Below are 26,797 nucleotides of genomic sequence, written 5' to 3'. Positions count from 1 at the left end.
TCACCGAGAAATCGGACGCCAAAACCACCAAGGAAACGCTCAAATGGGTACATATCGCTATCAGCAATGCAAAACGGACATTGCTGGGCAACTACCATAAAATCAAAAGGAAGTACCTCCAGCTCTACCTCAACGAGTTCATTTATAAGCTCAATAGACGGTATTTCGGAGACAAACTGTTTGACAGAATGGTCATTGCAAATATAACAGGTGCGTAAACGGAGAATCAGTAAATAGTTAAACAAATCTCAAAAACAAGAAAGCGCCATCCTGCAAATATGCAGAACGGCGCTTTGAGATTTATCAAAAACTAAGACTTAGATCTTACTTTTTCTGTTCTTTGTCACCATTGTCACTTTCTTCCTTTTCTGCCACATCCGTTGGCTTGGAAGCTTGAGCGTGCGAACCATGTATGGTAATTTCCGATTTTTCCTTGTCGAAATCGACAACTAAATCGTCTCCATCCACCAATTCGCCTTTCAGGATTTCTTCCGCAATGGGGTCTTCCAAGTATTTCTGAATGGCACGCTTGAGTGGCCTGGCTCCAAAATTGCTGTCGTACCCTTTCTCTGCGATAAACTCCTTGGCATCATTGGTGAGCTGGATGGTATAGCCCAATCCCTTGATACGTTGGAACAAAGACTTCAATTCGATATCGATAATTTTGAAGATGTCTTCTTTACCGAGCGAGTTGAACACGATGACATCGTCTACCCTATTAAGGAATTCGGGAGCAAAGGCTTTCTTCAAAGCGTTTTCTATCACGCTTCTGGAGTGTGAATCTACTTGATTGCTTCTTGCCGCGGTTGTAAAACCGACGCCTTGACCGAAATCTTTCAATTGTCTAGCACCGATGTTAGACGTCATGATAACGATGGTATTTCTAAAGTCCACCTTACGTCCTAAACTATCGGTCAACTGTCCTTCGTCCAATACCTGAAGCAACAGGTTAAACACGTCCGGATGTGCCTTCTCTATTTCATCAAGCAGAACCACGGAATAAGGCTTACGACGCACTTTTTCTGTCAACTGGCCTCCTTCTTCATATCCAATGTATCCCGGAGGCGCGCCGACCAAACGCGATATGGCAAATTTTTCCATGTACTCGCTCATATCTATTTGGATAAGGGCATCCTCACTATCGAACATGAAACGCGCCAGCTCCTTGGCCAATTCCGTCTTACCTACACCTGTCGGGCCAAGGAATATAAATGACCCAATAGGCTTTTTAGGATCTTTCAAGCCTGCACGTGTCCTTTGGATAGCCTTAACCAATTTTTTTACCGCTTCATCCTGGCCAATAATACGTCCTTTCATAGACTCGGCCATACCCAATAGCTTTTGGCTATCAGATTGCCCTACACGCTGAACAGGGATACCAGTCATCATAGAAACGACCTCTGCTACATCGTTTTCAGTCACGGTATAGCGTTTGGTTTTGGTTTCACTTTCCCAAGCTGCTTTTTCTTTTTCGAGCTCTTCCAGCAATTTTTTCTCCGTGTCACGCAGCCTGGCAGCCTCTTCGTATTTTTGGCTACGCACCACCTTATTTTTCTCTACCTTAATATCCTCTATCTTCTGTTCGATATCGATGATACTTTGAGGCACATGGATATTGGTAAGATGCACGCGAGAGCCTACTTCATCCAAAGCGTCTATAGCCTTATCAGGCAAGAAACGATCGGTGATATAGCGAGTCGTTAAATTCACACATGCCTCGATGGCTTCGTTCGTGTAGGTCACGGCGTGATGCTCTTCGTATTTATCCTTGATACGGTTGAGTATTTCTATTGCTTCATCATGCGTCGCTGGTTCTATCATCACCTTCTGAAACCGACGATCCAAGGCTCCGTCTTTCTCGATATACTGGCGATATTCGTCCAAGGTTGTGGCACCAATACACTGGATTTCTCCACGGGCCAACGCTGGCTTGAACATGTTAGATGCATCCAATGATCCTGAGGCACCGCCAGCTCCCACTATCGTATGTATCTCATCAATAAAAAGAATCACATCTGGAGATTTTTCCAGTTCGTTCATGACGGCTTTCATCCGCTCTTCAAACTGTCCTCGGTATTTAGTGCCTGCTACCAATGAAGCCAAGTCCAAGGTAACTACACGCTTGCCAAAAAGCACCCTAGACACTTTCCGTTGCACAATGCGCAAAGCCAATCCTTCGGCTATTGCCGACTTACCTACACCAGGTTCTCCAATTAGAATTGGATTATTCTTCTTTCTACGAGAGAGTATCTGCGATACCCTTTCTATTTCCTTTTCACGACCTACAATAGGGTCCAAACGACCTTCTTCTGCAGCCTTGGTTAAGTCTCGTCCAAAATTATCCAATACCGGAGTTTTGGATTTGATATCCGATACTTTCTTAGGTTGGCTAAAACTATCGTCTTCCCTATAATCGTCATCTCCTGCCGTGGAACCACTTGCCTGTCCAGTAATTTCCGACTTGCTCTGTTCCACTTCCGATTTGAACACATCATAGTTCACGGAAAACTGTTGTAATATCTGAGATGCTATATTGTCCTCATCTCGCAGAATAGACAATAGCAGATGCTCCGTACCAATGATTTCGCTCTTGAAAATCTTAGCTTCCAAGTAAGTGATCTTAAGCACCTTTTCAGCCTGTTTGGTCAACGGGATATTGCCAAGAGTGGCCGTTGTTGAAGTGGCACCTTTCACCGCATCTTCAATAGCGCGGCGCAAGCTGCCCGTATCCACACCAATCTGTCTCAACAGCTTTATTGCCAAGCCATCGCCTTCCCGGATTAAGCCCAATAAAAGGTGCTCAGTGCCGATATAATCGTGCCCGAGTCGTAACGCTTCTTCTCTACTATAAGAAATAACGTCTTTCACACGTGGCGAGAATTTTGCTTCCATTTAAATCTACCTTTCTTCTTTTAAAGGCTAATGTATAAAAATAAATCTTAAACATTAAACCAATACGTTATCTAAAAATATCAACAATTAAGCCATTTTGCCATTTAAGCGATTTTGACAGTTTCTACACCTTAAAATTAAAGCTTTATAATTAATATTCGCGATATTTGTGGATATTTTTACAAAATTTAACATATTTATGTCGGACGAAAAAGTTATTTTTTCCATGGCGGGAGTCAATAAGATCTACCCTCCACAGAAACAAGTACTCAAGAATATATATCTTTCTTTTTTTTACGGAGCCAAGATAGGCGTCATCGGACTTAACGGTTCTGGCAAATCTTCCTTGTTGAAAATCATTGCTGGAATAGACAAATCCTATCAAGGAGAGGTGGTATTTTCTCCGGGCTATAGTGTAGGTTATTTAGCTCAGGAGCCCGTTCTTGACAATAGCAAGACGGTGCGCGAGGTAGTCGAAGAAGGCCTAGCCAGCACCTTTGCACTACTGAAAGAGTATGAAGAAATCAACGAGAAATTTGCTCTTCCCGAAATATATGAGGATCCCGATGCCATGGACAAACTCATGGCTCGCCAAGGCATCCTCCAAGATGAGATAGACGCTAGCGAAGCTTGGGAAGTAGACAGTAAACTGCAACGCGCAATGGATGCACTCCGTTGTCCTGAGCCCGAAACACCTATTGTCAATTTGTCAGGAGGCGAGCGCAGACGAGTGGCATTATGTCGGCTTTTGCTGCAACAACCCGATGTGCTCCTACTTGACGAGCCAACGAATCACCTCGATGCCGAATCGATCGATTGGCTGGAACAGCACCTACAACATTATAAAGGTACAGTCATAGCGGTAACTCACGACCGCTATTTTCTGGACAACGTAGCTGGATGGATTTTGGAATTGGACCGGGGTGAAGGCATTCCATGGAAAGGCAATTATTCCTCGTGGCTCGACCAAAAGTCCAAACGCTTGGCACAGGAGGAGAAAACCGAGAGCAAAAGACAAAAGACCTTGGAACGCGAACTCGAATGGGCACGCATGGCACCCAAGGCGCGCCACGCCAAGTCCAAAGCCCGACTGGCAAACTACGAAAAGCTGGCTTCCGAAGAGACAAAGGAAAGAGAAGAGCGCCTGGAGCTGTTTATTCCTCCGGGGCCACGTCTGGGCAATACCGTTATCGAAGCGAGCAATGTATCCAAGAGCTACGGTGATAAGGTATTGTTCGATGACCTTAGCTTTTCCCTGCCTCCCGCGGGCATAGTAGGCATCATCGGTCCAAACGGGGCAGGCAAGACTACGCTTTTTAGGCTTATCACCGGACAAGAAAAACCTGACAATGGCAATTTTCGCGTCGGCGAAACCGTAGCGTTGGGATATGTAGACCAGCTGCACCACGACCTCGACCCAGAAAAAACCGTATGGGAAAACGTAACCGGCGGCCATGACAACGTTGTCTTGGGAAACAGAACCGTCAACTCGCGCGCTTATGTTTCCAAATTCAATTTCAATGGTGCGGACCAACAAAAGAAAGTTGGCATACTATCGGGTGGTGAACGCAACCGAGTACACTTGGCCATCACATTGAAGCAAAGTTCCAATGTGCTTTTGCTCGATGAGCCCACTAACGACATCGACGTCAACACCTTGAGGGCACTGGAAGAGGGCCTGGAAAATTTTGGCGGATGTGCTGTAGTCATCTCACACGATCGCTGGTTCCTGGACCGTATCTGTACGCATATCTTGGCGTTTGAAGGAAATTCGCAAGTCTATTTTTTCGAAGGCAACTATAGCGAATATGAGGAGAACAGAAAGAAACGTCTTGGCGATACGGAACCAACACGTATTAGATACAAGAAATTGGTATAAAAATCGCTTATGCTATCTTGTTTGACCAAAAGGATCAAGAAATGAAACTCCATGTCAAAAATATGGTATGCCCACGTTGCATCATGGCAGTGGAACAACTGCTGAGCGAGCAAAACATCGACTTCAGCAAAGTAGATTTGGGCCTAGTGGAGCTTCCCTATGCCGCTATCGAGGATGAAAAAATAAGCCGCTTTCGTGCTGGACTTGTTCAGCTTGGCTTCGATCTGATAGATGACCACAAAACTCAATTGATCAACCAAGTCAAACAATTGGTAATAAAACAATTAAGGGATGACAGTTGGAGAAGTCATAGGATGAATTTTTCCGATGCTATCACCTCTGCCATCCCTTACTCCTACAATTACGTCAGTCAGGTATTTTCCGAAAACGAAGGGCTCACCCTGGAGAAATTCATCATAGCCCAAAAGATAGAAATGGCAAAAGAGCTATTGAGCTATGGAGAGTTGTCTCTCAACCAGATTGCAGACAAGTTGGACTACAGCAGTAGTGCGCATTTGAGTGCGCAATTTAAAAAAGTGACAGGCATAAGCCCCAGCGAGTACAAAAAGCTTGAAAAACCGGACAGAAAGGCTCTGGACAGCCTTTAGAAAGAATCCTATTTCCCAGATAGGTCAAACTGCATCCAGCTATCTCCCGCATCTTCATACACAAAATACTGTGGAAAAATCATTTGCGCTAGCAACTCCACTTGTTCTGCCAAGAATATACTGGGTTGTATGAGACCACGTTCTTCCTCAACCAGGTAAACTTTATTGTTATGCACCGCATCGCTGTCCTTCCATTCGGGAAGTGTCAGAAAAGCGGGTAACTCCCCAAGATAAGAGAACATTGGCTTATCCAAGGCTATGATCAGTAACATGCCTGGCCGAAAACCCTCGCTCCCATCCCATACCAAACCACCAGCCAATTGGATGAGGTTATTAAGGTAATCATTTTCCACAAAACCGTGAGAAGAAAGGGAATTGAGCACAACCACTTGTGGTCGTTGTGACCTGTCAATGAACTTCAACTTGTGGGTGATGATGTCCAACCTTTCTTCCGTACTTTCCCGCCATTGCAGCACAGACTCCTGTCTGTCCAATTGCTCGCCGGCTTGATCCAGCATCGCAAATAGCGCTCCTACCGATCTTATCGGTTTATGGTGTATTGATTTGACAAATTCATCCCAGACAACGCTTTTCTCCTTTGACGCCAGCAATTGTTCCAACTCCCTGATCAGGTCACTTTCCATATTTCTTTTTCCCGTTTTCGACTAGGCGCAAAGGTAAAAAAAATGGGCCAAAGGTTTGGATTACCTTTGGCCCATAACTTCTGTTCGCAAGAACCTATGACTTACTACATATAACTTTAATACGGACGTTACTCTGTTAATGTCACCTTGCGCTCAATAGACACATTGTCGCCAGAAAGCGCATTGCCGTCAGCTCCAAGCAAGGTGAGCTTCACGGTAGTTTCCCCTTTTGGCAAGCCCTTTATTTCATAAGGGCCCCAATTGTCCAAAACAAATTCTTCACCATTGACATCTGCCTTCACTTTATTGCCATCGGCACTCAATGTAGTATTTACTAAGTAGAAGTCCAGCAACAAGTTTTCCGTGTCTTTTCCTTTATATTCCCCTTTTGGCCTGCTATAGAACAAACTTGGTTCTGTAGGCAAAGGCAATTCCTCATATTTACCATCGTCCGTTATCTTAAAATGCTTCAACACGTAGGCTTTTGGTTCTTTGATGGACTCATGATACGAGCGAGAGAGAAAAGACAAGAGGTAGTGTTCTGTGCCTTTCTTTACCGTCGCGCTATTGGTAGGTTTGTACAAAGCTACATAGGGCGTGTTATCCAATATGAAATGGATATGCTGGCCTTCCGCAGAGTTTGCCATATGATCTGCATTGTGGTCATCGGTATGTTCGGTGAGCGTAAAATTCTTCACATCATAGTTTACCGTGAACTTTACCGAATCGTCTCCTACGTTTTCGGTAGTAATACCACTAACGGCCAATTCTGCACCCGGGAAAGCCTTGGAGTCGGCCACGGGAGTGACCGTAATGGCGCTGGCACTATCTACATCTAGGCTATCTGTCGTGTCGCTGGTTTTTTCACCAGATCCGCCACAAGCGGCAAACGAAGCAGCCACTAAAATACCTGCGGCTAACATCCAATTTTTCGATTTCATTATCATTTCTTCTTAATTTTTTTTAAAGCTATAAACATTTACAATACATCGCAATGCCCCATTTGTTCTGTCACATCTTTAAAACAAGATACAAAATGTTGATAACAAACAATTTGTGCATAATTTTTTAACATAAAAACTATTGCTTGTTATCTTCATTAGACCTTATCTTTATGCCAATTGATTTTAATATGACAAACAGAACTATTTACACAACAATAAATTCATCCAAAAATCAAACCTTATGTCTTGGAAAAAGTTCAGTGGCGAACCGATTCGCCAGCCCCTTATCGAGGAGGTGGGAAATGCAATAGCCCGTGAATATAACCTTGGGAACAAGCTGAAAGTATGTATCGGCACCGACTCCCAAGTAAAAGGAGCTATTACCGATTTTGCCACGGTTATCGCCTTTGTGCGAGAAAAAAAAGGAGGGTTTATGTACATCCATCAGGACAAGACTCCCATCAAAATGTCCATCAAAGAAAGGATGCTGGCAGAAGTTCAACGCTCCATAGAAACAGCCTATGCCCTCTGCGACCTATTAGACCGCTACCAAGTAGAACTCGAAGTACACGCCGATATCAACACTAATCCCATGTTTAAATCCAATCAGGCCCTGCACGAAGCAATGGGTTATATCCTTAGCATGGGATTCGTTTTCAAGGCTAAGCCCGAGGCCTTTGCCAGCTCGGCCTGTGCCAATAAGGTGGTTCAGTAGAGGACTAGAGCGGAGAGACTAAAGCTTAACCGCAGTAGCCAGGATGTGAGGAATTGCCTCTTGTCGATTATAAGTTTTAACAGTGCCTTTGGATAGTCATTATGGAATCTCTCACGTCTCTCATCTAGTCCAGTTCCACAAAACGCTCGGCCGTCACCTTTACGGTTTGCCCTAAGGCATATTGCTTAAGGTGTGTGTTGAGTACCCGAAGGGTTAATGGTCCGTGACGCAGAAACAGTTCTTCATAGAATCCCTTAAACGCGATATGTTCTATGACGAATATGGGATCACTCTTATTTGGCTCATGGAGGCTCAACCATTCCGGGTGCACTGCCACCACCTCTTTCTGCCATTGGGCAGACAATAACGAGCCATCTGCTTTATGGAGTATATTGCTTTTGCAAAGGAGGCGTGCAACATAGGTGTTTGGAGGCGACATGTAAATCTCCTCTGGCTTGCCAAAGGCCATCAGCTTGCCCGCTTTGATAACTACTAGGTGCTGCGCCAAGGAGAGGACTTCGCTGGGGTCGTGCGAAACCAAGATGACTGTCAGTCCCGTATTGTCCACAATATGTTTAATATCCTGCTGCAATTGATCCCTGAAGCCGGCATCTACTTGATTGAAAGGCTCATCCATAAGCAAGATAGCAGGTTCGGTGACCAAAGCGCGCGCTATGGCTACCCGTTGCCTTTCGCCCCCACTCAAATCTACTACACGCTGGTCTTTCAGATGACCAATGCTTAATTTTTCTAATGCCCTTTCAGTTTTACTTTTCTTGGCTGCCAGATCCGTATTGGACAGCCTGCTCGCAACATTATCCCACACTTTAGCATAGGTATTCAAATCATCAAAACCCTGCGAGACCATACGCATGGACTCATGTCCAGGAATCAGCCTCTCCTCGGGTCTCGGCACAGGAATGCCATCAACGTAAACCTCGCCATTGTCAGGCCCTAAAAGTCCATAGATTAGGCGCAACAAGGTGCTCTTGCCGCTACCGCTCTCGCCAATAATAGCCGTGATCTCGCCTTTATTGACCCCAAAAGAAAGCTCCGAGATGCCACGATCTGAATTGTCAGAATCGCCAAAACCCTTATAGAGTCTGTCTACAAAAATATAGGGAACACCTTCTTTATGCTCCTTTATAGAAGGAACTACACAACTATTTTCAGCCATATGCTATTCAAATACGGTACACCAAAGTGCAAACGAGAGGGCCAAATTACGTATTTTTTACCGCACCCATACCATCAAGAGCGGTCAATGATTCGCGCGACAGCTTTTTCTATTTCTATGACCACAAAGACGATAATGCCCAAGTAATAGGGGTAGCGCCATTCTGCTACCCTAAGGCCTACCGTTCCAAACACCTCATTCATGAATGGTATATAAGTGATACTGAACTGCAACAGGAAGAGCAGGGCAGCAACCACATAGATAGCCTTATTGGAGAAGAAGTCGTTATTGAATGCATTGCCCCTTATGGTCCTGCAATTGAACAGGTGAAAAAGTTGCGTGATGACAATGGTTTGCAAGGTAATGGTTCTCACCTTGTCATCCGAAAGCCCAATATCTTGCAAGTACAAGCTCAAATAGAGCGTACCTCCTCCTATGAGGACAGAAACAAACAATATACGCCAGATAAAATATCCGCTCAGCAAGGCTTCATTTGGAATACGGGGAGGGCGTTTCATGGCATCTTTTTCAATCGGCTCGAATGCAAGCGCCAGCGACACCGTAACCGAGGTCACCATGTTCACCCAAAGGATCTGTATCGGGGTAAGGGGCATCATGGTGCCAAACAGAATACTCGCTATAATCAAAAAACTTTCCGCCCCATTGGTGGGTAAAATAAATAGAATAGTTTTCTTGAGATTATCGTATATCCTACGCCCCTCTTCCACTGCATCTACTATCGTCCTAAAATTATCATCTGCCAGCACCATTTCGGAGGCATCTTTTGTCACCTCTGTTCCCTTTATCCCCATTGCAACACCCACATCGGCCTTTTTCAGGGCTGGTGCATCGTTTACGCCATCGCCCGTCATGGCGCAAATGGTACCATTGGCCTGTAGGGCGTTTACCAGTCTGAGCTTATGCTCGGGGCTGGTACGGGCAAAAACATGGTATTCTGCCACGGCACCCCGAAGGTCTTCATCGCTCATAAGCTCTAGGTCTTTGCCCTGCAAGGCCCTGCTACCATCTCCGATCCCCATTTGCTTTCCGATGGCTTTTGCAGTATCAGCATGGTCGCCCGTAATCATTTTGACGACGATGCCCGCCTCTTTACAATATCCAATAGCCTGTATTGCTTCTTCCCTCGGTGGGTCGATAATGCCAGCCAACCCCAAGAAGACGACGCCACTTTGGATGTCGCTATGGTCTATGCTCGTCGTCAATTTGTCTACTATCTTAAAACCTCCGCCGATAATCCGCTGGCCCTTGTTGGCCAGCTCCGTAATCTTTGCTTCCCAAAAAGGTCGCTCAAAACCCACTATTCCTTGCCTGCTATATTCTTTGTCGGCCATATCCAACAGGCGATCTGGCGCTCCTTTTATATAAATGATATTGTGATCTTCGGCTTCCACCAATACAGCCATATATTTGTACGCAGAGTCGAAGGGGAGTGTAGCCTTTCGCGGTGCTTTTGTGTGAGGCAAGTTCGATTTATGAAATAAGGTTATCAAGGCGCCCTCCGTAGGCGCCCCCTTTACGGACCATTCCCCTACTTCATTTTGACCTAACGAAGCCTCATTACACTCGTAGAAACAACGTATCAAGCGCTCTAGTACAGGCTCGGAAATTAGGCTTTCCACAAGCATACCCTCTCTAAAAACCTCCCCCGTTGGCGCATAGCCGATGCCAGTAACCATATAGTCGATATCATTCACCACAAGGTGTTGCACGGTCATTTCATTTTTGGTGAGTGTGCCGGTCTTGTCGGAACAAATAACCGATACGGATCCCAATGTCTCCACCGAAGGCAAGTTGCGGATAATAGCGTTACGCCTTGCCATATTTTGTACGCCAACGGCCAATATAATGGACAAGATCGCGGGCAAACCTTCCGGTATGGCCGCCACGGAAAGCCCAATGACGGACATGAGCAGTTCATCGCTATCATAACTTCGGAAAAAAAAGCCGAAAGCATAAGTAGCTACCGCCAAAAAGATGGTGAACACGGCTACCGTTTTGCCAAACTTGGCCGTTTGTCTCAGCAAGGGTGTAGTAAGTACTTCCACCCCAATCATCATTTCGTTGATTTTACCGATTTCGGTGTTCCTTCCTACCTCAACAACAACTCCTCTGCCCGTACCACTACTTACGGTAGTACTGGTAAAGGCCATGTTTGTACGGTCTCCCAATGAGGCATCTTCGGGCAAAACCCCCACCTCTTTACTGCTAGATATCGATTCGCCCGTGAGAGGCGACTCCTCTATCTTTAAGTTATCTGCCCTGATCAAACGTAAATCTGCAGGGATCTTATCACCTGGGTACAATAGTATGATATCGCCTACCGTGATTTTATCTGCATCAGCTTCCTCAACCTGGCCATTTCGCAATACTCTGGCCTTCAGAGAAAGCATCCCCTTGATGCTTTCCAAGGCTTCTTCAGCCTTGTTTTCCTGAAAATACCCTATACATGCATTCACTATAGCGACCACCACGATGACAATAGTATCTGTATAATGGCCCAAAAAAGCGGTTATTACTGCGGCAAAAAGTAAAATGTAAATCAGAATATCGTGAAAATGCTTCAAGAACCGGATAAGTTTACTTTCCTTTTTTTTATCAGGAAGCCGGTTTGGGCCAAATTTCTCCAGTCGCCGGGCAACATCTTCCATGCTGAGACCAAGCGAAGTGTTTACCTCCAATTGGTCCAGCAGGACATCCTGTTCCAATGCATACCATTTTTTTAAAGTTTGTGTTTGGCTTTTGCTCATAGGTCCTGACTTTTTGGTACAAAAGGTCGAATATATGTTTTTTCGCTAATTTGGCCGCATAATACGCAAAAAAGCACTTCTAGAAGTGCTTTTTTGCGTATTATAATGCTATTTTAAGATTGCCATATGCGAAAGTATCGATATGCAATGGGAACGCCCATGCCTAGAAAAAGAACATGACCCCCATGGACAGGTTTTTCAGCCCTTCTTGTTGTGGACTATTTTCAAACACGTCGTTGAAATAATACTTGGCATAGAGGCCGAAGGAATTATATCCTACCCGGGCAAAGGCGCCATACCTAAATTTCGTGAAATTGAAATCTTCCCTCACCTTCACTTTTCCTTCTGGCCCTTTGTACAGCTGCGAACCGTGCATCAACAGACCACCAATGGGGCCATAAGCGACCTTGAAGCCTCTGCTCGGACCAAAACGATGCTCCAAGGTAAGCGGCAAACGGATATAGGCCGATGTGAGCCTATTCATGTCGAAATGTTCATCCGCCCGCTCCGTATAGGTCAGCTCGCTGGCCCTAGGATCGAACACCACGTTTCTCCGCAAACGGTAATAGGTCCAGTCAAAGCCTGCTGAAAGGAAAATCTTGAACTTCTCATCAAAGCGATAACCCAATTGCAAGAGGTCGAAACCAAAATTCCACGTTTTCCAGGTGCGATAGCGGAGAAAATCGTTTTCCGGACTCAAGGTGAAGCTACCATTGTCCAGCAAGGTGGCAAAGCCAAAGTCCATGCGAGCGAAGGTAATCCCCGCTATGGCCTTAGATCTTTTTCGATTGTTGTAGGAATAGTTTTCCGACTCGGTATACTCAAAGTCATCGTCGTCCCTGCGCGATCTTTCCCTTGTTATTCTAACTCCATCACCTGTTTCGAAACGAACAACCAATTTCTTCTTTCCACTACCATCTGTCTTTTCCACAAGCAGTGTATCTGTTCCAATTACCTGCCCCCTTTTTTCCATGGGCAGCTCCTCCCCTACTTTCAATGGCTTTCGTGTAGTGTCCTGTCTATTATCTTGGCCCCATACGCCTTCACCGTGCAGCACGCAAGCCATCGCGGCAATTAATAATGGTAGTCGTTTCATATTGCTTTTATTGTTTATCTGTTAGTTTATGTATTCTTGTTTCTTCTTGCGGAGCGATCTGAAATTGAGAGCTATGGAAATAGAGCCTTCATCGTCACGCTTAAAAGCCAGCACCTTATCCTCACCTTTGTCGACCACACCTACCACATAGTTGAGCACATGGCTCACATCAAAATTCTTTTTCCCCAAAGCATTGGCCTCTTCTATCACTATGGGCTCTTCAGGAGTGGCATCCAACATGGCATAGGTATTTTCCTCAACGACAATAGTTTCTATTCTATTTACCTGAGCGTCCACCTCTTCCTCGCGCTGCATGTTGGTATTATGGGCGAGCATCGGCCCTTCCTCAACTAGCTCCATCTCATCGGTTTTCTCCACCTTTCTTTCAATTGACTGCTTTATAATGTCAGACATGCCTTCCGATTTTCTTTCTTGACGCGCCATGACAGGAATTTCGCTTTTTCCTTCCTCGCTGCTATTCGCTTGCGCATATTGCCCGGCAGACAGTTCCCCAATCTCACCTTTATTTTCTGTGGTTTCTACCCGATCAACAGCCCGTTCCCGAAACTGACTGCCGGCATTAAGGTAGATAACTTCTTTGGGCCTGTTCATCCATACCGCACTTATTCCAAGCAAAAGGGCTATTGCTGCCGCATAGCGCCACCACCTATTTCGAAGTAATTTCTTTTCCGGCACGAGAGCCATGATATGCCCTCCACCAGAGACCTTCTCCTGGCCGTCCTCCAATTCTTTGCTTATGCGTTCCCACATGTCACCAGGAACACCAGCCGTCAAGTCTTCCAATTTATCGCGAAAGAACTGATCAAATTCCTTATCTCGTATATCTTTCATACAATCCTCCTTCCATCATTTTTATTTTTTCCTTAAGCCAGGTGCGCGCCCTAGAGAGCTGCGATTTCGAGGCTCCTTCCGATATGTCCAACTGCTTGGCGATCTCGGCATGCGAATAGCCTTCTATCGCATAGAGGTTGAATACCATCTGATAACCAGCGGGCAGCTGTTGCACCAGTTTCATCAAATCTTTTGCTTCCAACTGCGCCATATCTATCGTGAAATCGCCCTGGTCGTACACCGTATCAATGTCTACAGTCTGCACCGACCGCTGATTTTTTCGATAGATCTCTATGGCCGTATTCACCATGATCCTCCGCATCCATCCCTCAAAGGAACCAGCTCCTTCAAAGGTGGCCATCTTGCTGAAGATACGCACAAATCCGTTCTGCAACATGTCCTCCGCCTCAAAGGTGGAATGGGCATAGCGCATACATACCGCCATCATCTTTGTTGCGTAGGATTCGTATAGCGCCTTTTGCGCTTGCCGATCGCCTTTTTTGCATCCTGCCAACAAATGTTCTATCGTGTATGCGTGCTTCAAAATATTGCGCTTTTATATGCTCTTTGAATGTTAGATGTTCAAAGGAACGAATTGGTTGCAGCAGTTTCAAATTATTTTTTTTACTTTCAGGCACTGAAAAAGACCATTTGCCTAAGATGTTCTAGGTGAACAGTTTCTTGAACATAGTCCGATTAACAACATGGAAAACGAAAAAACATTGCCTTTACTCAATAACGAAGAGCTCAGGGTGCTGGGATCCTTAATAGAAAAAAGCCGCACCACTCCCGAATATTATCCGCTGACACTGAACAGCCTCAACGCCGCCTGCAACCAAAAGTCATCGCGCAAACCCATTGTCAATTACGACGAGGGCATAGTGGTACAGGCACTAGACAGCCTGAAGAAAAAAGGGTTGATAGCCACCGTAGTGGGTGGTGGTAGCCGCGTTATCAAGTACAAGCACAACCTAGCAATCCACTATCCTCTCATCCCAGCGGAGCTGACTATTATAGGCTTGTTGATATTGCGTGGGCCACTGACGGTGGGGGAAATAAACAGTAATTCGGGCAGGATGTACAATTTTGACTCCTTGGCAGAAATACAGCAATACGTGGATGCCTTGATGGAAAGCAATGACGAAAGGCCAGCCATGCTCACATTGCTGCCCCGCAAGTCGGGACAAAAGGAGGTGCGCTATATGCATTTGCTGGGAGGCATTCCCGAACCGGAAGTGGAAGAGTATTTCTCCGAAAACCGCAGCGATGTATCCTATCAGGAACTGGCCGATCGGGTACACAAATTGGAGGAAGAATTGGCTGAGACCAAAGAGAAGCTGGATATGTTGATGAAAGAGCTGATGGGATGACTATGAAGACAAAGCAGCCTCGCCGTATCCAATCCATCGACATTATGCGGGGATTGACTCTTTTTCTTATGCTTTTTGTAAATGACATCTACGTACCGGGGGTACCTGGCTGGATAGGGCATACAAAAGCTGATGTAGATGGCATGGGATTAGCCGACTGGGTTTTCCCCGGTTTTCTTTTTATGGTCGGAATGTCTATTCCGTATGCCCTACACTCGCGCATTAAGCAAGGACAGTCTAATTTGAAGATACTCGCGCATATCTTTTCAAGAACCATCAGCCTCCTTCTAATTGGCGTATTGATGGTCAATATTGATAGGCTCGATGAACAGCTCACCGGCATGAACCGCAACCTCTGGGCGATACTAATGTATATAGCCATTTTCTTAATATGGAATCAATATCCAAAATCCATGCGATGGAATTGGCTCTTCAAAGTTTTAAAAGCCTTAGGCCTTGTCGGTTTATGTGCCTTAGCGCTTCTATTTAGGTCTGGCGAACCTGAAAACACGTGGATGACAACCAGTTGGTGGGGTATATTGGGGCTAATCGGTTGGGGCTATTTCGTGGCTGCCATTGCGGGCTTATGCGTAGGCGAAAAGCCGTTAGCTGCTTTAGGGCTGTGGCTGATTTTTGTTGTCGTCAACATCCTTTCCCAGTTGGGCATGCTAAACGAATTGCAATTTTTAAACCCCGTTTTTGGGGTCATTATCGATGGGCACGTACCTTCCGTAGTCCTTGCTGGCCTCACTGTCAGCCTTATCCTCCGTAAGGCACCGGAGCCCACGATACGCACGGCACTAAGGGTTGCTATATCGGGACTGATATGTCTGGTTATGGGTTTGGTACTCCGCCATTGGTTCATCATTTCCAAAATATACGGCACACCAAGCTGGACGATGATTTGCAACGGCATTAGCCTTCTATTGTATGCTTCCTTATATATCATAGTCGATTACTTAGGCAAAAGCAAATGGGCCAATCTGTTCCAAGCCGCCGGAAAAAACTCCTTAACGACTTATCTGGCACCAGACATCATCTATTTTACCTGTTGGGGTTTGGGAATTCCACTATTCTTTTATAAGCAAGCCGCCAGTCCACTATTGGCCATTGGTGGATCACTTGGCTGGGCCTTTGCCATGATTTGGCTTGCCATATGGCTATCAAAGATTAATATTCGTCTGAAACTATAACAAAACACAAACCATTTGATCCATTGAAAATTATGTATGCAAAACGTATCTTAACCTATTTTCTTATACTTTGTACGTGCCAAATAGCCGCTGCACAACGTCCACTGTCAATAAGGGGATTTTGTATTGCCGTGCCAAGTCCCGAACGGCTGGATGACTTTGTAAAATTCATTGACGAAGAACTAGCCCCCAGGGGGGTAAACACCTTGATACTTCGTGTAGATCATAATTATCAGTTTGAAAGCAGGCCGGAGTTGCGCGATGAAAACGCATTATCAAGGGACGAGGTGAAGAAACTGGTAACAATCTGTCGCAAACATGCCATACGGATCATTCCTCAGATCAACTTATTGGGCCATCAATCTTGGGCCGAGAAAACTGGAAAACTCTTGAGCGTATACCCACAATTTGACGAAACACCCTAGGTACAGATGCCAGAAAAATATACGTGGCCCAATCCAGATGGTCTTTATTGCAAAAGTTATTGCCCCTTACATCCGGAAGTTCACAATGTAGTCTTCGATCTAGTGGACGAAATCTGTAGCGTCTTTGAAGCCGATGCTTTCCATGCGGGAATGGATGAGGTTTTTTACATCGGCCATGACAGCTGTGCTCGCTGCGCAGGGTTGGATAAGGCGGAGCTTTATGCCAATGAAGTGAACAAAATCGCTAACCATCTCGCTCGAAATAATCGTAAGCTATGGATCTGGGGAGATCGTCTCATCGATGGAAAAACTACTGGAATAGGTATGTGGGAGGCTAGCATGAACAATACGCACAGGGCCATCGACCTCATCAACAAGGATGTGACGATTTGCGACTGGCACTACGACCGTCCCGATCAAACTGCCGTATATTTTGCTATAAAGGGATTTTCCGTAGTGACCTGTACCTGGAAAAACGGAAAAAATGCCGTCGTCCAATTGCAAGACATGGTACGTTTCGGACAACAGGCCACTGATGAGTTGGCACCGCGCTACCAAGGCATGATGCAGACGGTTTGGTCTGGTGCCAACTCTTTTCTAGACAAGTTTTATGATACAAAGCCAGCGATAGCGGAAAGCGAAACCGAATGCTTCAAGACATTGTTTGATGAAATTGGAAATTTGTAAGCGAGTAGTATAACTACTTGCTTACAGCAATGTATTTATGGTTTTATTAGCCTGACAGTCGCCACCGGACTGAACAAATAGATACGGCCTGTAGCTGCCTCTACGCACTGGTACCTTTTACGGAGCTTATTCCCTTTTCGGAATACGCGGCCATTTTCCATAGCAAAAAGAGCCTCTTGCGGAATATGTTCGACATTTGTCCAGTGTTCATCACGTTTATCGTAAGATTGCAGCGCTCGGAAAAGGTGCAGATCGGAACAGCTGGTAGCCGCAGGATTGTTCATATAATTGGTGATGGCCCTATGAATGTCTTGCGGAAAAACATTCAATCTAAAAAAATATTGCATCAGTCCCTTGAAGTTGCTTTTCCATTCCTCCCCGTGTGGTTTTACCTTGCTCTTGTATTCATTCCAAGTCTTGAGGTGGGCAAATTCGTGCACAGTAGTCACCAAAAAAGCATATGGATTGAGGTCATGATTGACCGATATGCGATGCCCCTCCCCTCTGTAAGGGGCTCGATAATCGCCAAACTTGGAAGAACGCTTGCGCGAAATACGAAATTGGCAGGGGGCATTATGTATCCATTTGGCAATAATGGGTGCTGCCTCGTGCGGCATATATTTTTTAAGGGCTGCAGTTGTTTTCTCTATTCCTTCCATTCAGCTGATTTTTTGCTTAGCGGAGCAACTGATAGACCAACAAACTGGCGAGATAGGCCATTGTGGTCATGTAAGCGATCTGAATGAGCGGCCATTTCCAGCCTTTGGTCTCGCGGTACACGACAGCCACGGTGCTCATGCACTGCATGGCAAAGGCATAAAATACCATCAGGGAAAATGCCGTGGCCGTGGTGTAAACTTTCTCTCCAGTATCGGCAAAGCGGGCGGCCTCCATTTTCTGCCGGATGGTGCTGGTGTCGTCCTCCGGTTCTTCCACGCTATAGATGGTGGCCATGGTACCCACGAAGACTTCCCTGGCGGCAAAGGAAGTGAGGAGCGCAATGCCGATCTTCCAGTCGAAGCCCAAAGGGCGAATGACAGGTTCTATGGCTTTGCCGACGATGCCTATATAAGAGTTTTCCAACAGCTCGGCGGACTTCATGTGCTCCAGCTCTTCTTCTGGATACTCGGCAAGCATGGTCTCCGATGCGTATTTCTCCTCAACGGCCTCAAACTTGGCCGGTGGCCCATAGCTTGCTAGCACCCACAGTACGATAGAGATGGCGATGATCACCTTACCCACTTCAAATACAAAGGTCTTCACTTTTTCGTACATGGTGAGGAACACGTTCTTCCAGCGTGGCGCACGATAGATGGGCAGTTCCTGTATGAAATAGGATCGTTCCTTGGTCTTAATGATGAGCTTCATGACCCAGGCAACCACGATGGCTGCTACCACGCCCAGCAGGTACATGGCCATCAGGGCCAGTCCCTGAAGGTTGAAAAAGCCCCATACCTTTTCGTTCGGTACCACAAGGGAAATGAGCAGGGTATAGACGGGCAACCTGGCAGCACAGCTCATGAGCGGGGTCACCATAATGGTAATGATGCGGTCTTTCCAGTTCTCAATATTCCTGGAGGCCATGATGGAGGGCACGGCACAGGCCAATCCACCGATGAGAGGAACAACCGACTTGCCATTCAGCCCCACCTTTCGCATCACCTTGTCCATCAAAAAGGCAATACGAGCCATATAGCCCGTGTCTTCCAATATGGCAATGAAGCCAAATAGGATGGCTATCTGTGGAACGAATACCAATATCCCGCCGAGACCAGCTATTATCCCATCAAGTAACAAGCTGGTAAGCGCTCCCCCTGGCAGGTAGCTTTTACCCGTTTCCTCTACCCATGCAAAAAAATCTTCGATAAGCCCCATGGGATAATCGGCCCAGGCAAAGATGGCCTGAAAGATAAATAACAATATCAGGAAGAAGCTGACAAAACCCCACACACGATGCGTGAGGATAAAGTCCAGCTGATTGGTGACCTTGTCCTTTTGATCTGACAGCGGCGTGCGCACTACCGCTTTTTCCAGCACCTTGTCGATACTCTGATAGCGTTGCAGTGTTTCCTTGCGTTGCAAGCTATCCCTATCTATCGTCTCTTCTTCAATAAGTTCATCAAACTTCACTTGTCTTTCATGGGGTAGGAAACTGACTAGATCGTGCCCTTTGAGCAAAAGAAGACCGGCATAGCTGCTTTTCTGGGCAGCAAGGGTAGAAAGCTTTTCGCGAACCTTGGGAGCCAGAAAAGCGTCCAGGTCTACCAGCTCTTTCTGAATGGCAACGGCAGGCGCATTGGCTATCGCCTGCTTCATGAGGTCTATGTTCTCACCTTTTCGGGCACATATAGGGACAACCTGAACACCCAATTCCTTTGCTAGCTGATCCACGTCAATGGTGATCTGCTTTTTGCGGGCTATATCGATCATGTTAAGGGCCAATATGACGGGAATATGCAAATCGGCCACTTGGCTATATAGCAATAGATTGCGCTTGAGGTTGCTCGCATCGGCTATGACCACAATGAGGTCAGGATGGCTGCTATTATTCTCATCTACCAGCACGTCCAGTACCACTGCCTCGTCCTTGCTTTTGGGATAAAGGCTGTAGCAACCAGGCAGGTCAATGATCTCTATGCTGGAGCCATCGGGCAATTTGCAGTGGCCTGTTTTCTTGTCGACAGTGACGCCGGGAAAATTACCGACTTTCTGGTTTAGGCCCGTCAAGGCATTAAATAAGGTAGATTTTCCGGTATTAGGGTTGCCTACTAATGCTACTTTCACGCTTGTTGTCTTTTCTTTTTTAGGTGCTTGTATATGATATAATGAAGTTGATGCCGCAGACTTTTAAGGTTGCCTTTCTATCAGGATAACGGCAGCCTCTTCTTTGCGCAAGCATAGTTGATAGCCGGAGATGGAAATGGCTATGGGGTCGCCCAGCGGAGCCACGCGGTCAAAACTGACAATTTCGCCTGGCAAACAGCCCATTTCCATCAGTTTGATGGACAATTCGTGGTCTGCAAAATCCCTTATTTTTCCTTTTTGCCCGATTTTCAGATCTGTGAGATTCATTTTTGATAAAAATTTTTACTTTTCGTAGGCAAGACTAATGTTGTCCACAAAATAATCTCCCAAAAGTACAATTATTTAGATTGTTTCCAAAGTCTGTCATTTTACATTTGCCCCGTGTTGGGTATATTTTGCCAGCTAGGATCAGGGCAGTGTATATGCTACATTTGGGCTGACGGTTTTCACGGCTCAAGAAGTTAGCGGACAGGAAACCTATTGGACTTCATTAGCGTAATTAACTTGACAACAGATAGACAAAAAAGGCTGATTTTCGCATACATATTAGGTATGATAACATTTACATTTTCAGCAGTATATTTGGGATCTTTAATTGATTGGTTAATAAAGCATTAAAAAAATGAAACATAAAATAGGCTTCAACTTATTTCCTGCACTTCTTGCTTTTTCAATAGGGTTAGCATTGCTTCGAGAATTTGACTTCCAAAGTTTCACATTTAGAAAAACAGCATTAGGAATTCTTTACCTTATTGTATTTATATTTTTAATTTACCTAACATTCAAAAAGAATAAAAAGCAACCTGAAAAATAAAAAACTGCCACTAACACAAGGGTTTGGCGTCAAGCGGAGTTGAACGGCTTCGATGCTTTCTGCAATACGCGGCCCGTTGTGCGACATCCATAACGTACGTCCGTAAAGAACTTTACCGTAACAAATGAGCAAAGAATTAAGACAACATGTCGAAAAATCGTACCGCTGACAGATAGCAAGTTTGACTTTGTCCTTTCTCATTCACCTTTCACCGCCAAAAAATTCAAAAAACATCAACTTTTAGTTTAGGAAAACAATTACGTAATCGACGATTTTTGGGTGGTAAAAGGAATGGTAAAAGCATATCATAGCAACATTGCATAACAAGGATTTTGCAAGAGCGGTGCGAGACTGTTTCTGTTGAAACATTTTCGTTAAATTTGGACTTTCGGCCAAACCCCGAAACATTATAGGGCATTTTATGATGACGGTTTTCACGGGCCAAAAGCACTTTGGAAATCGGTAAGTAGGCACGAAACTTATTGGACCTCGTTAGCGGAATTTTTGAAAAAGATAACGTAACATTTTTAACATCGCATTTGACGAATTATTAGCAGTTAAAGTTAGGGAAGCCTTGATACATCAGGAAAATATATCCGAGAAAAAAATGTTTCAGGGACTTTGTTTTATGGTCAATGATAAAATGTGCATTTGTGTCAGAGACAAAGAACTAATGTGCCGTATTGACCCTGAAAAAGTTGAACTCGAATTGGAAAAAGGAAATAGCAGGGAAATGATACACAACGGTAAAATGATGAAAGGATATATTTTTGTAGATGAAGGCGGCTACAGAAACCCGAAAGACTTTAAACGACTAATTGACCTGTGTCTGGAATTCAATAAGATGGCCAAAGCGACAAAAAAGAAGAAAAACGCCCAATAGTGGCGATCGTAACGAACAACGTTAAACCAAGAAGTACCGAATAAAAAACATTACGATGAAATATACAGTCTCGGACGGATTTCCATATTATATTGAATTGTTGGGAAATACAGATTACTTGATAACTTTTATCCGCTTATTTGTTTTTGCCGTTTCTTTTCCCCAATCGGCAATGGCATTTAGCACAGGAATAAGCGTTTTCCCAAACGCTGTCAGTTCATATTCCACTTTTAAGGGCGGCTTGCTTGTGTAAACGGTTCGTTTAATCAAACCGTCTTCTTCCAACTCTTTCAGTTGGAGGCTTATTGTCCGTTCCGTAACCATCGGAAGTTCCTTTCTCAATTCGTTGTAACGTTTTTTTTCAATTAAATGAATGAGAATTACCGCTTTCCATTTACCACCTATGTAATTCATTGTCAGGCTTGTGCTGCAAGGAAATTGTTTATCGTCTATACAATACATCGGATACTATCTGTTTTGACCGTTATTGCAAAGATAGTACACTATACATAGTTTTGTAACAATAAAAAGTATAGTATAATAAAATTTTTAGAGAAATGAGTTTTTTAGACCTTGCAAAAAGCAGATACACCACGAAAAGGTACAATGCAAACGAGAAAATCGCTGATGAAAAAATTCAGCAGTTAAAAGAGATTTTACGGTTAAGTCCGTCATCTATCAACAGCCAGCCTTGGCAGTTTATTTTCGTATCGGACGAAAAAACAAAAAGTGAATTGGCAAGTGTTTCTTTCTTCAACGAACAAAAAATCAATGAAGCAAGTCATTTGGTTGTGTTTAGTGTCATTGACAGTGTTGAAAAATTTGAAGAACAAATTCGCCAAAACTTGCCCGAAGGTTCGGTTAATTACTACAACAATTTTCTGAAACCATTGCCCGAAACCGAAATCAAATCCTGGTTGCAACGTCAGGTTTATCTTTCGCTTGGATTTTTCCTTTCGGCTTGTGCGAGTTTGGAAATTGACAGTACGCCAATGGAAGGGATTAAAACCGAAGAATACAACAAAATCCTGCAACTGAACGGCTACAAAACTTTGTTTGCCGTTGCTATCGGTTACAGAAATCCCGAAGACACCAATCAGCCGTCCGTTAAACCAAAATTTCGGTTGGAGTTAGAAAACATCATCAAATCAATATAAGACAATGAAAAATACATTCATCATAATAGGCGTTTTGCTAAACATAAATGCATTTTCTCAAACCGTGAACTACGAGGTTTTTGCCACAGTCGAGCAATCCGTAGGAAATATTGCATTTACACATAAAGGCGATTTGGTGTATAGCCACCACCCTTTTTTCAATCCGAAATTTCGGGTTGTGAAATTTGCGGTAAAAAACCAAAACATTCACCGCAAATTTGCGGTAAATAATTCGTACATTTGCCGCATAATTGATTTGGGGCAATGTCAAAATACATCTACGAGCATAAAAATTGGACAAACTTTTCGTGGCAAGACAAAGCCATCAATGCTGTATTTGGCGAAGTAAAACTAATGCAGGGCAAAATAATCGGGCAAATGAACGCTTTGGGGTTTTCAGCCAAAGAAGAAGCCACACTTACCGCTCTTACCTTAGATGTAGTGAAATCGAGCGAAATTGAAGGAGAATTGCTCAACTACGACCAAGTGCGTTCGTCCATAGCAAGGCGTTTGGGTATCAACACCGCAGGGCTTGTTCCAAGCAGTCGCCACATAGAAGGCGTGGTAGAAATGATGCTCGATGCTACCCAACGCTATACTTTACCCCTAACTGAAAAGCGTCTGTTTGGGTGGCACGCTGCACTTTTCCCCACAGGTTACAGCGGACCTTATGCCATAGAAACAGGCAAATACCGCACGGGCGAAATGCAGGTCGTTTCGGGTGCAATGGGCAAAGAAAAAATACACTACGAAGCCGTGAAACCGAAATCGGTAAAAGCCGAAATGGACAAGTTTTTGGATTGGTTCAATAATGATAATCAACTCGACCCCGTAATAAAAGCCGCCATTGCTCACTTTTGGTTTATCATCATTCACCCTTTTGATGACGGTAACGGACGCATCGGGCGAGCCATAACCGATATGTTGCTTGCCCGTGCCGAAAGTAGTGGCGAACGTTTTTACAGTATGTCGAGCCAAATTTTAGTAGAACGCAAACGCTACTACGAAGTATTGCAAAAAGTGCAACACAGTACGGGCGACATTACCGAATGGCTTGAATGGTTTTTGCATTGCCTTAAAAACGCAATGCTTGCTACCGAGCATACCACGCAACGCATTTTACGCAAAGCCGAATTTTGGAAACTGCACGAAAACACAGCAATCAACGAACGTCAACGCACCGTTTTGAATAAGTTGTTTGACGGATTTGATGGAAAACTACAAACCTCAAAATGGGCAAAGATTACCAAAGTTTCGACAGACACGGCATTACGTGACATAAAAGACCTGATAGAAAAAGGCATTTTACACGAAACCAACGAAGGCGGACGAAACGCCAATTACGAACTCGCAGACTTTACACTCGAATAGCCACAGCCCATAACAAGGATTTTCGCTATAGCCACTTCATAAAGGTTTGCCAACGGTTCAGTTTGTAGCCAATGAAGTTAATCTTTAGCCCAGTTATTTAAGCGACCTGCTGCGAAACACGACTGATAAGAACGCCCAACAATACATTCAAATCATTTGATAGAAAAAGCAAAAGAATTATTAACAACCACCAATTGTAGCATCAGCGAAATAGCATACCAATTAGGTTTTGAACATTCGCAGTCGTTCAGTAAACTTTTCAAGACAAAGACAAACCTTTCACCTTTGGCATTTCGGGCTTCGTTTAACTGATATACAAAACCGACGCTACATGGTCTTATTTGATTTTCTTAACTTTGTACAATGGAAAAGTTGAAAGAAGATTGGATTGCCAAGTCAGAACCTATTCTAAAAAACGTTGGCTTTAATGTGTATCGGGTGGAAGCTGCTTCCAAAAAAGCTGTAATCTATAGTAGGAAGGACTTTTACAAAATATGTCTTGTGACAGGAAAGAGCATTATTGAATACGCAGATAAGGGGATTAAAATACAAGGGACAACTTTATTTTTTGGCACTCCGCATATCCCTTATTCCTGGGAAACGGTCTCAAGGGAAAAAGAGAGTTATGCTTGTTTGTTTACGGAAGAGTTTTTGAAAACGAACAACAACTCTGAAAGTTTGCAGCAATCGCCTTTATTCAAATTTGGCGGAACTCCAATTTTCCCCCTTAGTGATGAGCAAGAAGCATATATTAGCGACATTTTTAAAAGAATGCTTTCTGTTTACGATACAGAATATCTATTCAAGAACGACCTTATCCGCAATTATGTCAACCTGATTATCCACGAAGCATTGAGATTGCAACCGTCCGAAAATCTTGTAAGACACAAAAATGCTTCAGAGAGAGTGGCATCGTTGTTTCTTGAATTACTGGAACGCCAGTTTCCGGTGGAAGATTACAATCATCCGCTAAGCTTGAAAAGCCCGAATGATTTTGCACGAAGTCTTGCTGTGCACGTAAACCACCTGAACCGTTCTGTAAAAAGTATTACGGGAAAATCGACACGTTCTCATATTTCCGAAAGGGTCATCACAGAGGCAAAAGCATTGCTTAGGCATTCTGATTGGAATGTTGCCCAGATTGCATATGCCCTGGGCTTTGAATATCCCACCTATTTTAACAACTATTTTAAGCGGCTTACAGGTACTACGCCCACCGCTTTTCGTAAATGAAATACATTTCATTCCTTATTGTCCGTCCAAGGCCCATCTTTTTCCTATTCTCCTGAAATTGTTTGAATTTCTTAATCTTTAGCTTGATTATCATTAACGGGCTATCTATTGGTAAAGCTATTTTTGCATAGAGTTACTTAATTAAAAATTCAAAAATATGATTCGGACAAAAGGTTATGCGGCTCAAAACCCAACGACAGATTTAGCTCCTTGGGATTTTGAACGCAGAGAAGTGGGACCGCACGATGTGCAATTTGATATTCTTTATTGCGGCGTCTGCCATAGTGATTTGCATCAAATCAAAAATGAATGGTTTGATGGGGTTTTCCCGATGGTTCCGGGACATGAAATTGTCGGCCGGGTGGTAAAAGTGGGAGATGATGTTACCAAATTTAAGGTCGGTGACCTGGCCGGGACAGGCTGTATGGTTGATTCCTGCAGGGAATGTGAAAACTGCCAGGACGGCTTGGAACAATATTGCAAGAATGGCAATATACAGACCTATAACAATGTCAATAAATATACGGATGGAATGCCCACTTATGGCGGTTATTCAAAAACCATCGTGGTAAATGAAGATTTTGTATTACACATTTCAGAAAAACTGGATCTAGCTGCAACAGCTCCATTGTTGTGTGCCGGGATTACGACTTATTCACCGTTGCGGCACTGGAAAGTCGGCAAGGGGCACAAACTGGCGGTGCTTGGTTTGGGCGGTTTAGGACATATGGCAGTAAAATTCGGAGTTGCTTTTGGTGCGGATGTCACCGTATTGAGTACCTCTCCCAAAAAGGAAGAAGATGCAAAAAAATTAGGGGCACATCATTTTGTGGTTACTTCAGATCCCGAGCAATTAAAAGCGGTGAAGGGCACTTTTGATTTTATTTTGGATACGGTCAGCGCACCACACGATTTCCCGCTTTATCTTTCTTTGCTCAATACAAACGGTGTGCATATCTGCGTTGGTGTACCAACGGTGCCAACCTCATTTCCTCCTTTTTCTCTTCTTGATGGAAGAAAAAGTCTCGCAGGTTCCGGCATCGGTGGTATTCGGGAAACGCAGGAAATGCTTGATTTCTGTGCAGCACACAACATTGTCTCTGATATTGAATTAATTGACGTCAAGAATATTACCGAAGCGTATGAACGTATGTTAAAGGGGGATGTCCGCTATCGTTTCGTAATTGATATTGCAACGCTGTAAATATTCCGCCTTGGTTCACTACAGTTCGACCAAAAGGATTGGAAAGTAACTTGTAATGCAATTAATTAGTGGCAATATGA

The 26,797-nt window shown here is 44.4% G+C and carries 27 protein-coding genes; 15 read left to right on the top strand and 12 right to left on the bottom strand.

Translation table 11 applies throughout. From position 1 onward, the window contains the following. Positions 1-218 (top strand): transposase (locus tag A37S_RS0118415; protein WP_028298265.1); only part of this gene is annotated, 218 nt, incomplete at its 5' end. Positions 219-324: 106 nt separating this feature from the next. Here A37S_RS0118415 and A37S_RS0118410 read toward each other — a convergent pair. Then, the gene (locus tag A37S_RS0118410) at positions 325-2,892 is read right to left on the bottom strand and encodes an ATP-dependent Clp protease ATP-binding subunit (protein ID WP_028298264.1); all 2,568 of its coding nucleotides are present in this window, start codon (positions 2,890-2,892) and stop codon (positions 325-327) included. Between the two features lie 199 nt (positions 2,893-3,091). Here A37S_RS0118410 and ettA point away from each other — a divergent pair, with 199 nt between their 5' ends. Both ettA and A37S_RS0118400 read left to right on the top strand, forming a co-directional pair. After that, positions 3,092-4,771 (top strand): energy-dependent translational throttle protein EttA, encoded by a 1,680-nt coding sequence (ettA, locus tag A37S_RS0118405; RefSeq protein WP_028298263.1) that lies wholly within the window; start codon positions 3,092-3,094, stop codon positions 4,769-4,771. Between the two features lie 41 nt (positions 4,772-4,812). After that, positions 4,813-5,379: a helix-turn-helix domain-containing protein gene (locus A37S_RS0118400; RefSeq protein ID WP_028298262.1), complete on the top strand. Its 567-nt coding sequence runs from the start codon at positions 4,813-4,815 to the stop codon at positions 5,377-5,379. 8 nt (positions 5,380-5,387) lie between these two features. Here A37S_RS0118400 and A37S_RS0118395 read toward each other — a convergent pair whose 3' ends face one another. Together A37S_RS0118395 and A37S_RS0118390 are read right to left on the bottom strand one after the other, a co-directional pair. Then, positions 5,388-6,023 carry a substrate-binding domain-containing protein gene (locus A37S_RS0118395; RefSeq protein WP_028298261.1) on the bottom strand — a complete coding sequence of 212 codons (636 nt, stop codon included), beginning with the start codon at positions 6,021-6,023 and terminating at the stop codon, positions 5,388-5,390. A gap of 128 nt (positions 6,024-6,151) precedes the next feature. Then, positions 6,152-6,964: a hypothetical protein gene (locus A37S_RS0118390; RefSeq protein ID WP_036603135.1), complete on the bottom strand. Its 813-nt coding sequence runs from the start codon at positions 6,962-6,964 to the stop codon at positions 6,152-6,154. A 244-nt stretch (positions 6,965-7,208) separates the two neighbouring features. Between A37S_RS0118390 and A37S_RS0118385 the strand changes: the two genes are divergently transcribed. After that, the gene (locus A37S_RS0118385; RefSeq protein ID WP_028298259.1) at positions 7,209-7,682 is read left to right on the top strand and encodes a ribonuclease H-like YkuK family protein; all 474 of its coding nucleotides are present in this window, start codon (positions 7,209-7,211) and stop codon (positions 7,680-7,682) included. A gap of 124 nt (positions 7,683-7,806) precedes the next feature. Here A37S_RS0118385 and A37S_RS0118380 read toward each other — a convergent pair whose 3' ends face one another. The 5 genes from A37S_RS0118380 to A37S_RS0118360 form a co-directional block, all read right to left on the bottom strand. Further along, complete coding sequence (locus A37S_RS0118380) at positions 7,807-8,859, bottom strand: ABC transporter ATP-binding protein (RefSeq protein ID WP_028298258.1); 1,053 nt, start codon at positions 8,857-8,859, stop codon at positions 7,807-7,809. 74 nt (positions 8,860-8,933) lie between these two features. After that, positions 8,934-11,627, bottom strand: coding sequence for a cation-transporting P-type ATPase (locus tag A37S_RS0118375; protein ID WP_028298257.1), 2,694 nt, complete (start codon positions 11,625-11,627; stop codon positions 8,934-8,936). A gap of 163 nt (positions 11,628-11,790) precedes the next feature. Next, positions 11,791-12,723, bottom strand: a complete 933-nt coding sequence (locus A37S_RS25250; RefSeq protein ID WP_157278835.1) for a PorT family protein — start codon at positions 12,721-12,723, stop codon at positions 11,791-11,793. 21 nt (positions 12,724-12,744) lie between these two features. Further along, on the bottom strand, positions 12,745-13,575 hold the full coding sequence (locus A37S_RS0118365; protein WP_028298256.1) for a hypothetical protein: 831 nt from the start codon (positions 13,573-13,575) through the stop codon (positions 12,745-12,747). Beyond that, on the bottom strand, positions 13,556-14,119 hold the full coding sequence (locus tag A37S_RS0118360; RefSeq protein WP_028298255.1) for an RNA polymerase sigma factor: 564 nt from the start codon (positions 14,117-14,119) through the stop codon (positions 13,556-13,558). Before A37S_RS0118360 ends, A37S_RS0118365 begins: the two co-directional genes overlap by 20 nt. A 160-nt stretch (positions 14,120-14,279) precedes the next feature. Here A37S_RS0118360 and A37S_RS0118355 point away from each other — a divergent pair, with 160 nt between their 5' ends. From A37S_RS0118355 to A37S_RS27820, 4 genes are all read left to right on the top strand, one after another. Beyond that, positions 14,280-14,945, top strand: a complete 666-nt coding sequence (locus A37S_RS0118355) for a YceH family protein (RefSeq protein WP_028298254.1) — start codon at positions 14,280-14,282, stop codon at positions 14,943-14,945. Positions 14,946-14,947: 2 nt separating this feature from the next. Beyond that, on the top strand, positions 14,948-16,138 hold the full coding sequence (locus A37S_RS0118350; RefSeq protein ID WP_028298253.1) for a DUF5009 domain-containing protein: 1,191 nt from the start codon (positions 14,948-14,950) through the stop codon (positions 16,136-16,138). A 131-nt stretch (positions 16,139-16,269) separates the two neighbouring features. Further along, positions 16,270-16,563, top strand: coding sequence for a hypothetical protein (locus tag A37S_RS27825; RefSeq protein WP_211229820.1), 294 nt, complete (start codon positions 16,270-16,272; stop codon positions 16,561-16,563). Between the two features lie 6 nt (positions 16,564-16,569). Continuing rightward, positions 16,570-17,250, top strand: coding sequence for a family 20 glycosylhydrolase (locus A37S_RS27820; protein WP_211229819.1), 681 nt, complete (start codon positions 16,570-16,572; stop codon positions 17,248-17,250). Between the two features lie 35 nt (positions 17,251-17,285). Here A37S_RS27820 and A37S_RS0118340 read toward each other — a convergent pair whose 3' ends face one another. The 3 genes from A37S_RS0118340 to A37S_RS0118330 form a co-directional block, all read right to left on the bottom strand. Further along, complete coding sequence (locus tag A37S_RS0118340) at positions 17,286-17,909, bottom strand: SprT-like domain-containing protein (RefSeq protein WP_036603107.1); 624 nt, start codon at positions 17,907-17,909, stop codon at positions 17,286-17,288. 16 nt (positions 17,910-17,925) lie between these two features. Beyond that, a complete protein-coding gene (gene feoB, locus A37S_RS0118335; protein ID WP_028298251.1) occupies positions 17,926-20,034 on the bottom strand; it encodes a ferrous iron transport protein B in 2,109 nt (702 codons plus the stop codon). Positions 20,035-20,097: 63 nt separating this feature from the next. Further along, a complete protein-coding gene (locus A37S_RS0118330; protein ID WP_028298250.1) occupies positions 20,098-20,322 on the bottom strand; it encodes a FeoA family protein in 225 nt (74 codons plus the stop codon). Positions 20,323-20,677: 355 nt separating this feature from the next. Between A37S_RS0118330 and A37S_RS27565 the strand changes: the two genes are divergently transcribed. Both A37S_RS27565 and A37S_RS0118320 read left to right on the top strand, forming a co-directional pair. Continuing rightward, on the top strand, positions 20,678-20,869 hold the full coding sequence (locus tag A37S_RS27565) for a hypothetical protein (RefSeq protein ID WP_028298249.1): 192 nt from the start codon (positions 20,678-20,680) through the stop codon (positions 20,867-20,869). A 574-nt stretch (positions 20,870-21,443) separates the two neighbouring features. Further along, positions 21,444-21,752, top strand: a complete 309-nt coding sequence (locus tag A37S_RS0118320) for a TfoX/Sxy family protein (protein WP_281169878.1) — start codon at positions 21,444-21,446, stop codon at positions 21,750-21,752. Between the two features lie 114 nt (positions 21,753-21,866). Here the strand turns inward: A37S_RS0118320 and A37S_RS0118315 are convergent, their stop codons facing one another. Next, complete coding sequence (locus A37S_RS0118315) at positions 21,867-22,166, bottom strand: winged helix-turn-helix transcriptional regulator (protein WP_036603130.1); 300 nt, start codon at positions 22,164-22,166, stop codon at positions 21,867-21,869. A gap of 143 nt (positions 22,167-22,309) precedes the next feature. Between A37S_RS0118315 and A37S_RS0118310 the strand changes: the two genes are divergently transcribed. The 5 genes from A37S_RS0118310 to A37S_RS0118290 all read left to right on the top strand — a co-directional run bounded on the left by A37S_RS0118310 (position 22,310) and on the right by A37S_RS0118290 (position 26,717). Then, a complete protein-coding gene (locus tag A37S_RS0118310) occupies positions 22,310-22,909 on the top strand; it encodes a nitroreductase family protein (RefSeq protein WP_028298246.1) in 600 nt (199 codons plus the stop codon). A gap of 264 nt (positions 22,910-23,173) precedes the next feature. Continuing rightward, on the top strand, positions 23,174-24,280 hold the full coding sequence (locus A37S_RS0118300; RefSeq protein ID WP_028298244.1) for a Fic family protein: 1,107 nt from the start codon (positions 23,174-23,176) through the stop codon (positions 24,278-24,280). Between the two features lie 156 nt (positions 24,281-24,436). Beyond that, the gene (locus A37S_RS28230) at positions 24,437-24,592 is read left to right on the top strand and encodes a helix-turn-helix domain-containing protein (protein WP_342663611.1); all 156 of its coding nucleotides are present in this window, start codon (positions 24,437-24,439) and stop codon (positions 24,590-24,592) included. A 51-nt stretch (positions 24,593-24,643) separates the two neighbouring features. Then, the gene (locus tag A37S_RS0118295) at positions 24,644-25,513 is read left to right on the top strand and encodes a helix-turn-helix domain-containing protein (protein ID WP_028298243.1); all 870 of its coding nucleotides are present in this window, start codon (positions 24,644-24,646) and stop codon (positions 25,511-25,513) included. 157 nt (positions 25,514-25,670) lie between these two features. Beyond that, on the top strand, positions 25,671-26,717 hold the full coding sequence (locus A37S_RS0118290) for an NAD(P)-dependent alcohol dehydrogenase (RefSeq protein WP_028298242.1): 1,047 nt from the start codon (positions 25,671-25,673) through the stop codon (positions 26,715-26,717). The last annotated feature ends 80 nt before the right edge of the window (positions 26,718-26,797 follow it).

The sequence above is a fragment of the Olivibacter sitiensis DSM 17696 genome, assembly GCF_000427965.1.
GTDB classification, from domain to species: Bacteria; Bacteroidota; Bacteroidia; order Sphingobacteriales; family Sphingobacteriaceae; genus Olivibacter; species Olivibacter sitiensis.
Note: the sequence above shows the minus strand (reverse complement) of the source record. Positions and strands in the feature narration are given on the sequence as shown.

What these genes read in the sequence shown, in the direction of transcription:
- A37S_RS0118365 (WP_028298256.1), bottom strand. Translation starts at nt 13,575, where the DNA reads ATGAAAGATATACGAGATAAGGAATTTGATCAGTTCTTTCGCGATAAA.
- A37S_RS0118315 (WP_036603130.1), bottom strand. Translation starts at nt 22,166, where the DNA reads ATGAATTACATAGGTGGTAAATGGAAAGCGGTAATTCTCATTCATTTA.
- A37S_RS25250 (WP_157278835.1), bottom strand. Translation starts at nt 12,723, where the DNA reads ATGAAACGACTACCATTATTAATTGCCGCGATGGCTTGCGTGCTGCAC.
- A37S_RS0118295 (WP_028298243.1), top strand. Translation starts at nt 24,644, where the DNA reads ATGGAAAAGTTGAAAGAAGATTGGATTGCCAAGTCAGAACCTATTCTA.
- A37S_RS0118375 (WP_028298257.1), bottom strand. Translation starts at nt 11,627, where the DNA reads ATGAGCAAAAGCCAAACACAAACTTTAAAAAAATGGTATGCATTGGAA.
- A37S_RS0118350 (WP_028298253.1), top strand. Translation starts at nt 14,948, where the DNA reads ATGAAGACAAAGCAGCCTCGCCGTATCCAATCCATCGACATTATGCGG.
- A37S_RS0118390 (WP_036603135.1), bottom strand. Translation starts at nt 6,964, where the DNA reads ATGAAATCGAAAAATTGGATGTTAGCCGCAGGTATTTTAGTGGCTGCT.
- A37S_RS0118310 (WP_028298246.1), top strand. Translation starts at nt 22,310, where the DNA reads ATGAGTTTTTTAGACCTTGCAAAAAGCAGATACACCACGAAAAGGTAC.
- A37S_RS0118340 (WP_036603107.1), bottom strand. Translation starts at nt 17,909, where the DNA reads ATGGAAGGAATAGAGAAAACAACTGCAGCCCTTAAAAAATATATGCCG.
- ettA (WP_028298263.1), top strand. Translation starts at nt 3,092, where the DNA reads ATGTCGGACGAAAAAGTTATTTTTTCCATGGCGGGAGTCAATAAGATC.
- A37S_RS27820 (WP_211229819.1), top strand. Translation starts at nt 16,570, where the DNA reads ATGCCAGAAAAATATACGTGGCCCAATCCAGATGGTCTTTATTGCAAA.
- A37S_RS0118355 (WP_028298254.1), top strand. Translation starts at nt 14,280, where the DNA reads ATGGAAAACGAAAAAACATTGCCTTTACTCAATAACGAAGAGCTCAGG.
- A37S_RS0118400 (WP_028298262.1), top strand. Translation starts at nt 4,813, where the DNA reads ATGAAACTCCATGTCAAAAATATGGTATGCCCACGTTGCATCATGGCA.
- A37S_RS0118395 (WP_028298261.1), bottom strand. Translation starts at nt 6,023, where the DNA reads ATGGAAAGTGACCTGATCAGGGAGTTGGAACAATTGCTGGCGTCAAAG.
- A37S_RS0118330 (WP_028298250.1), bottom strand. Translation starts at nt 20,322, where the DNA reads ATGAATCTCACAGATCTGAAAATCGGGCAAAAAGGAAAAATAAGGGAT.
- A37S_RS0118290 (WP_028298242.1), top strand. Translation starts at nt 25,671, where the DNA reads ATGATTCGGACAAAAGGTTATGCGGCTCAAAACCCAACGACAGATTTA.
- A37S_RS27565 (WP_028298249.1), top strand. Translation starts at nt 20,678, where the DNA reads ATGAAACATAAAATAGGCTTCAACTTATTTCCTGCACTTCTTGCTTTT.
- A37S_RS0118385 (WP_028298259.1), top strand. Translation starts at nt 7,209, where the DNA reads ATGTCTTGGAAAAAGTTCAGTGGCGAACCGATTCGCCAGCCCCTTATC.
- A37S_RS0118410 (WP_028298264.1), bottom strand. Translation starts at nt 2,892, where the DNA reads ATGGAAGCAAAATTCTCGCCACGTGTGAAAGACGTTATTTCTTATAGT.
- A37S_RS0118380 (WP_028298258.1), bottom strand. Translation starts at nt 8,859, where the DNA reads ATGGCTGAAAATAGTTGTGTAGTTCCTTCTATAAAGGAGCATAAAGAA.
- A37S_RS0118300 (WP_028298244.1), top strand. Translation starts at nt 23,174, where the DNA reads ATGTCAAAATACATCTACGAGCATAAAAATTGGACAAACTTTTCGTGG.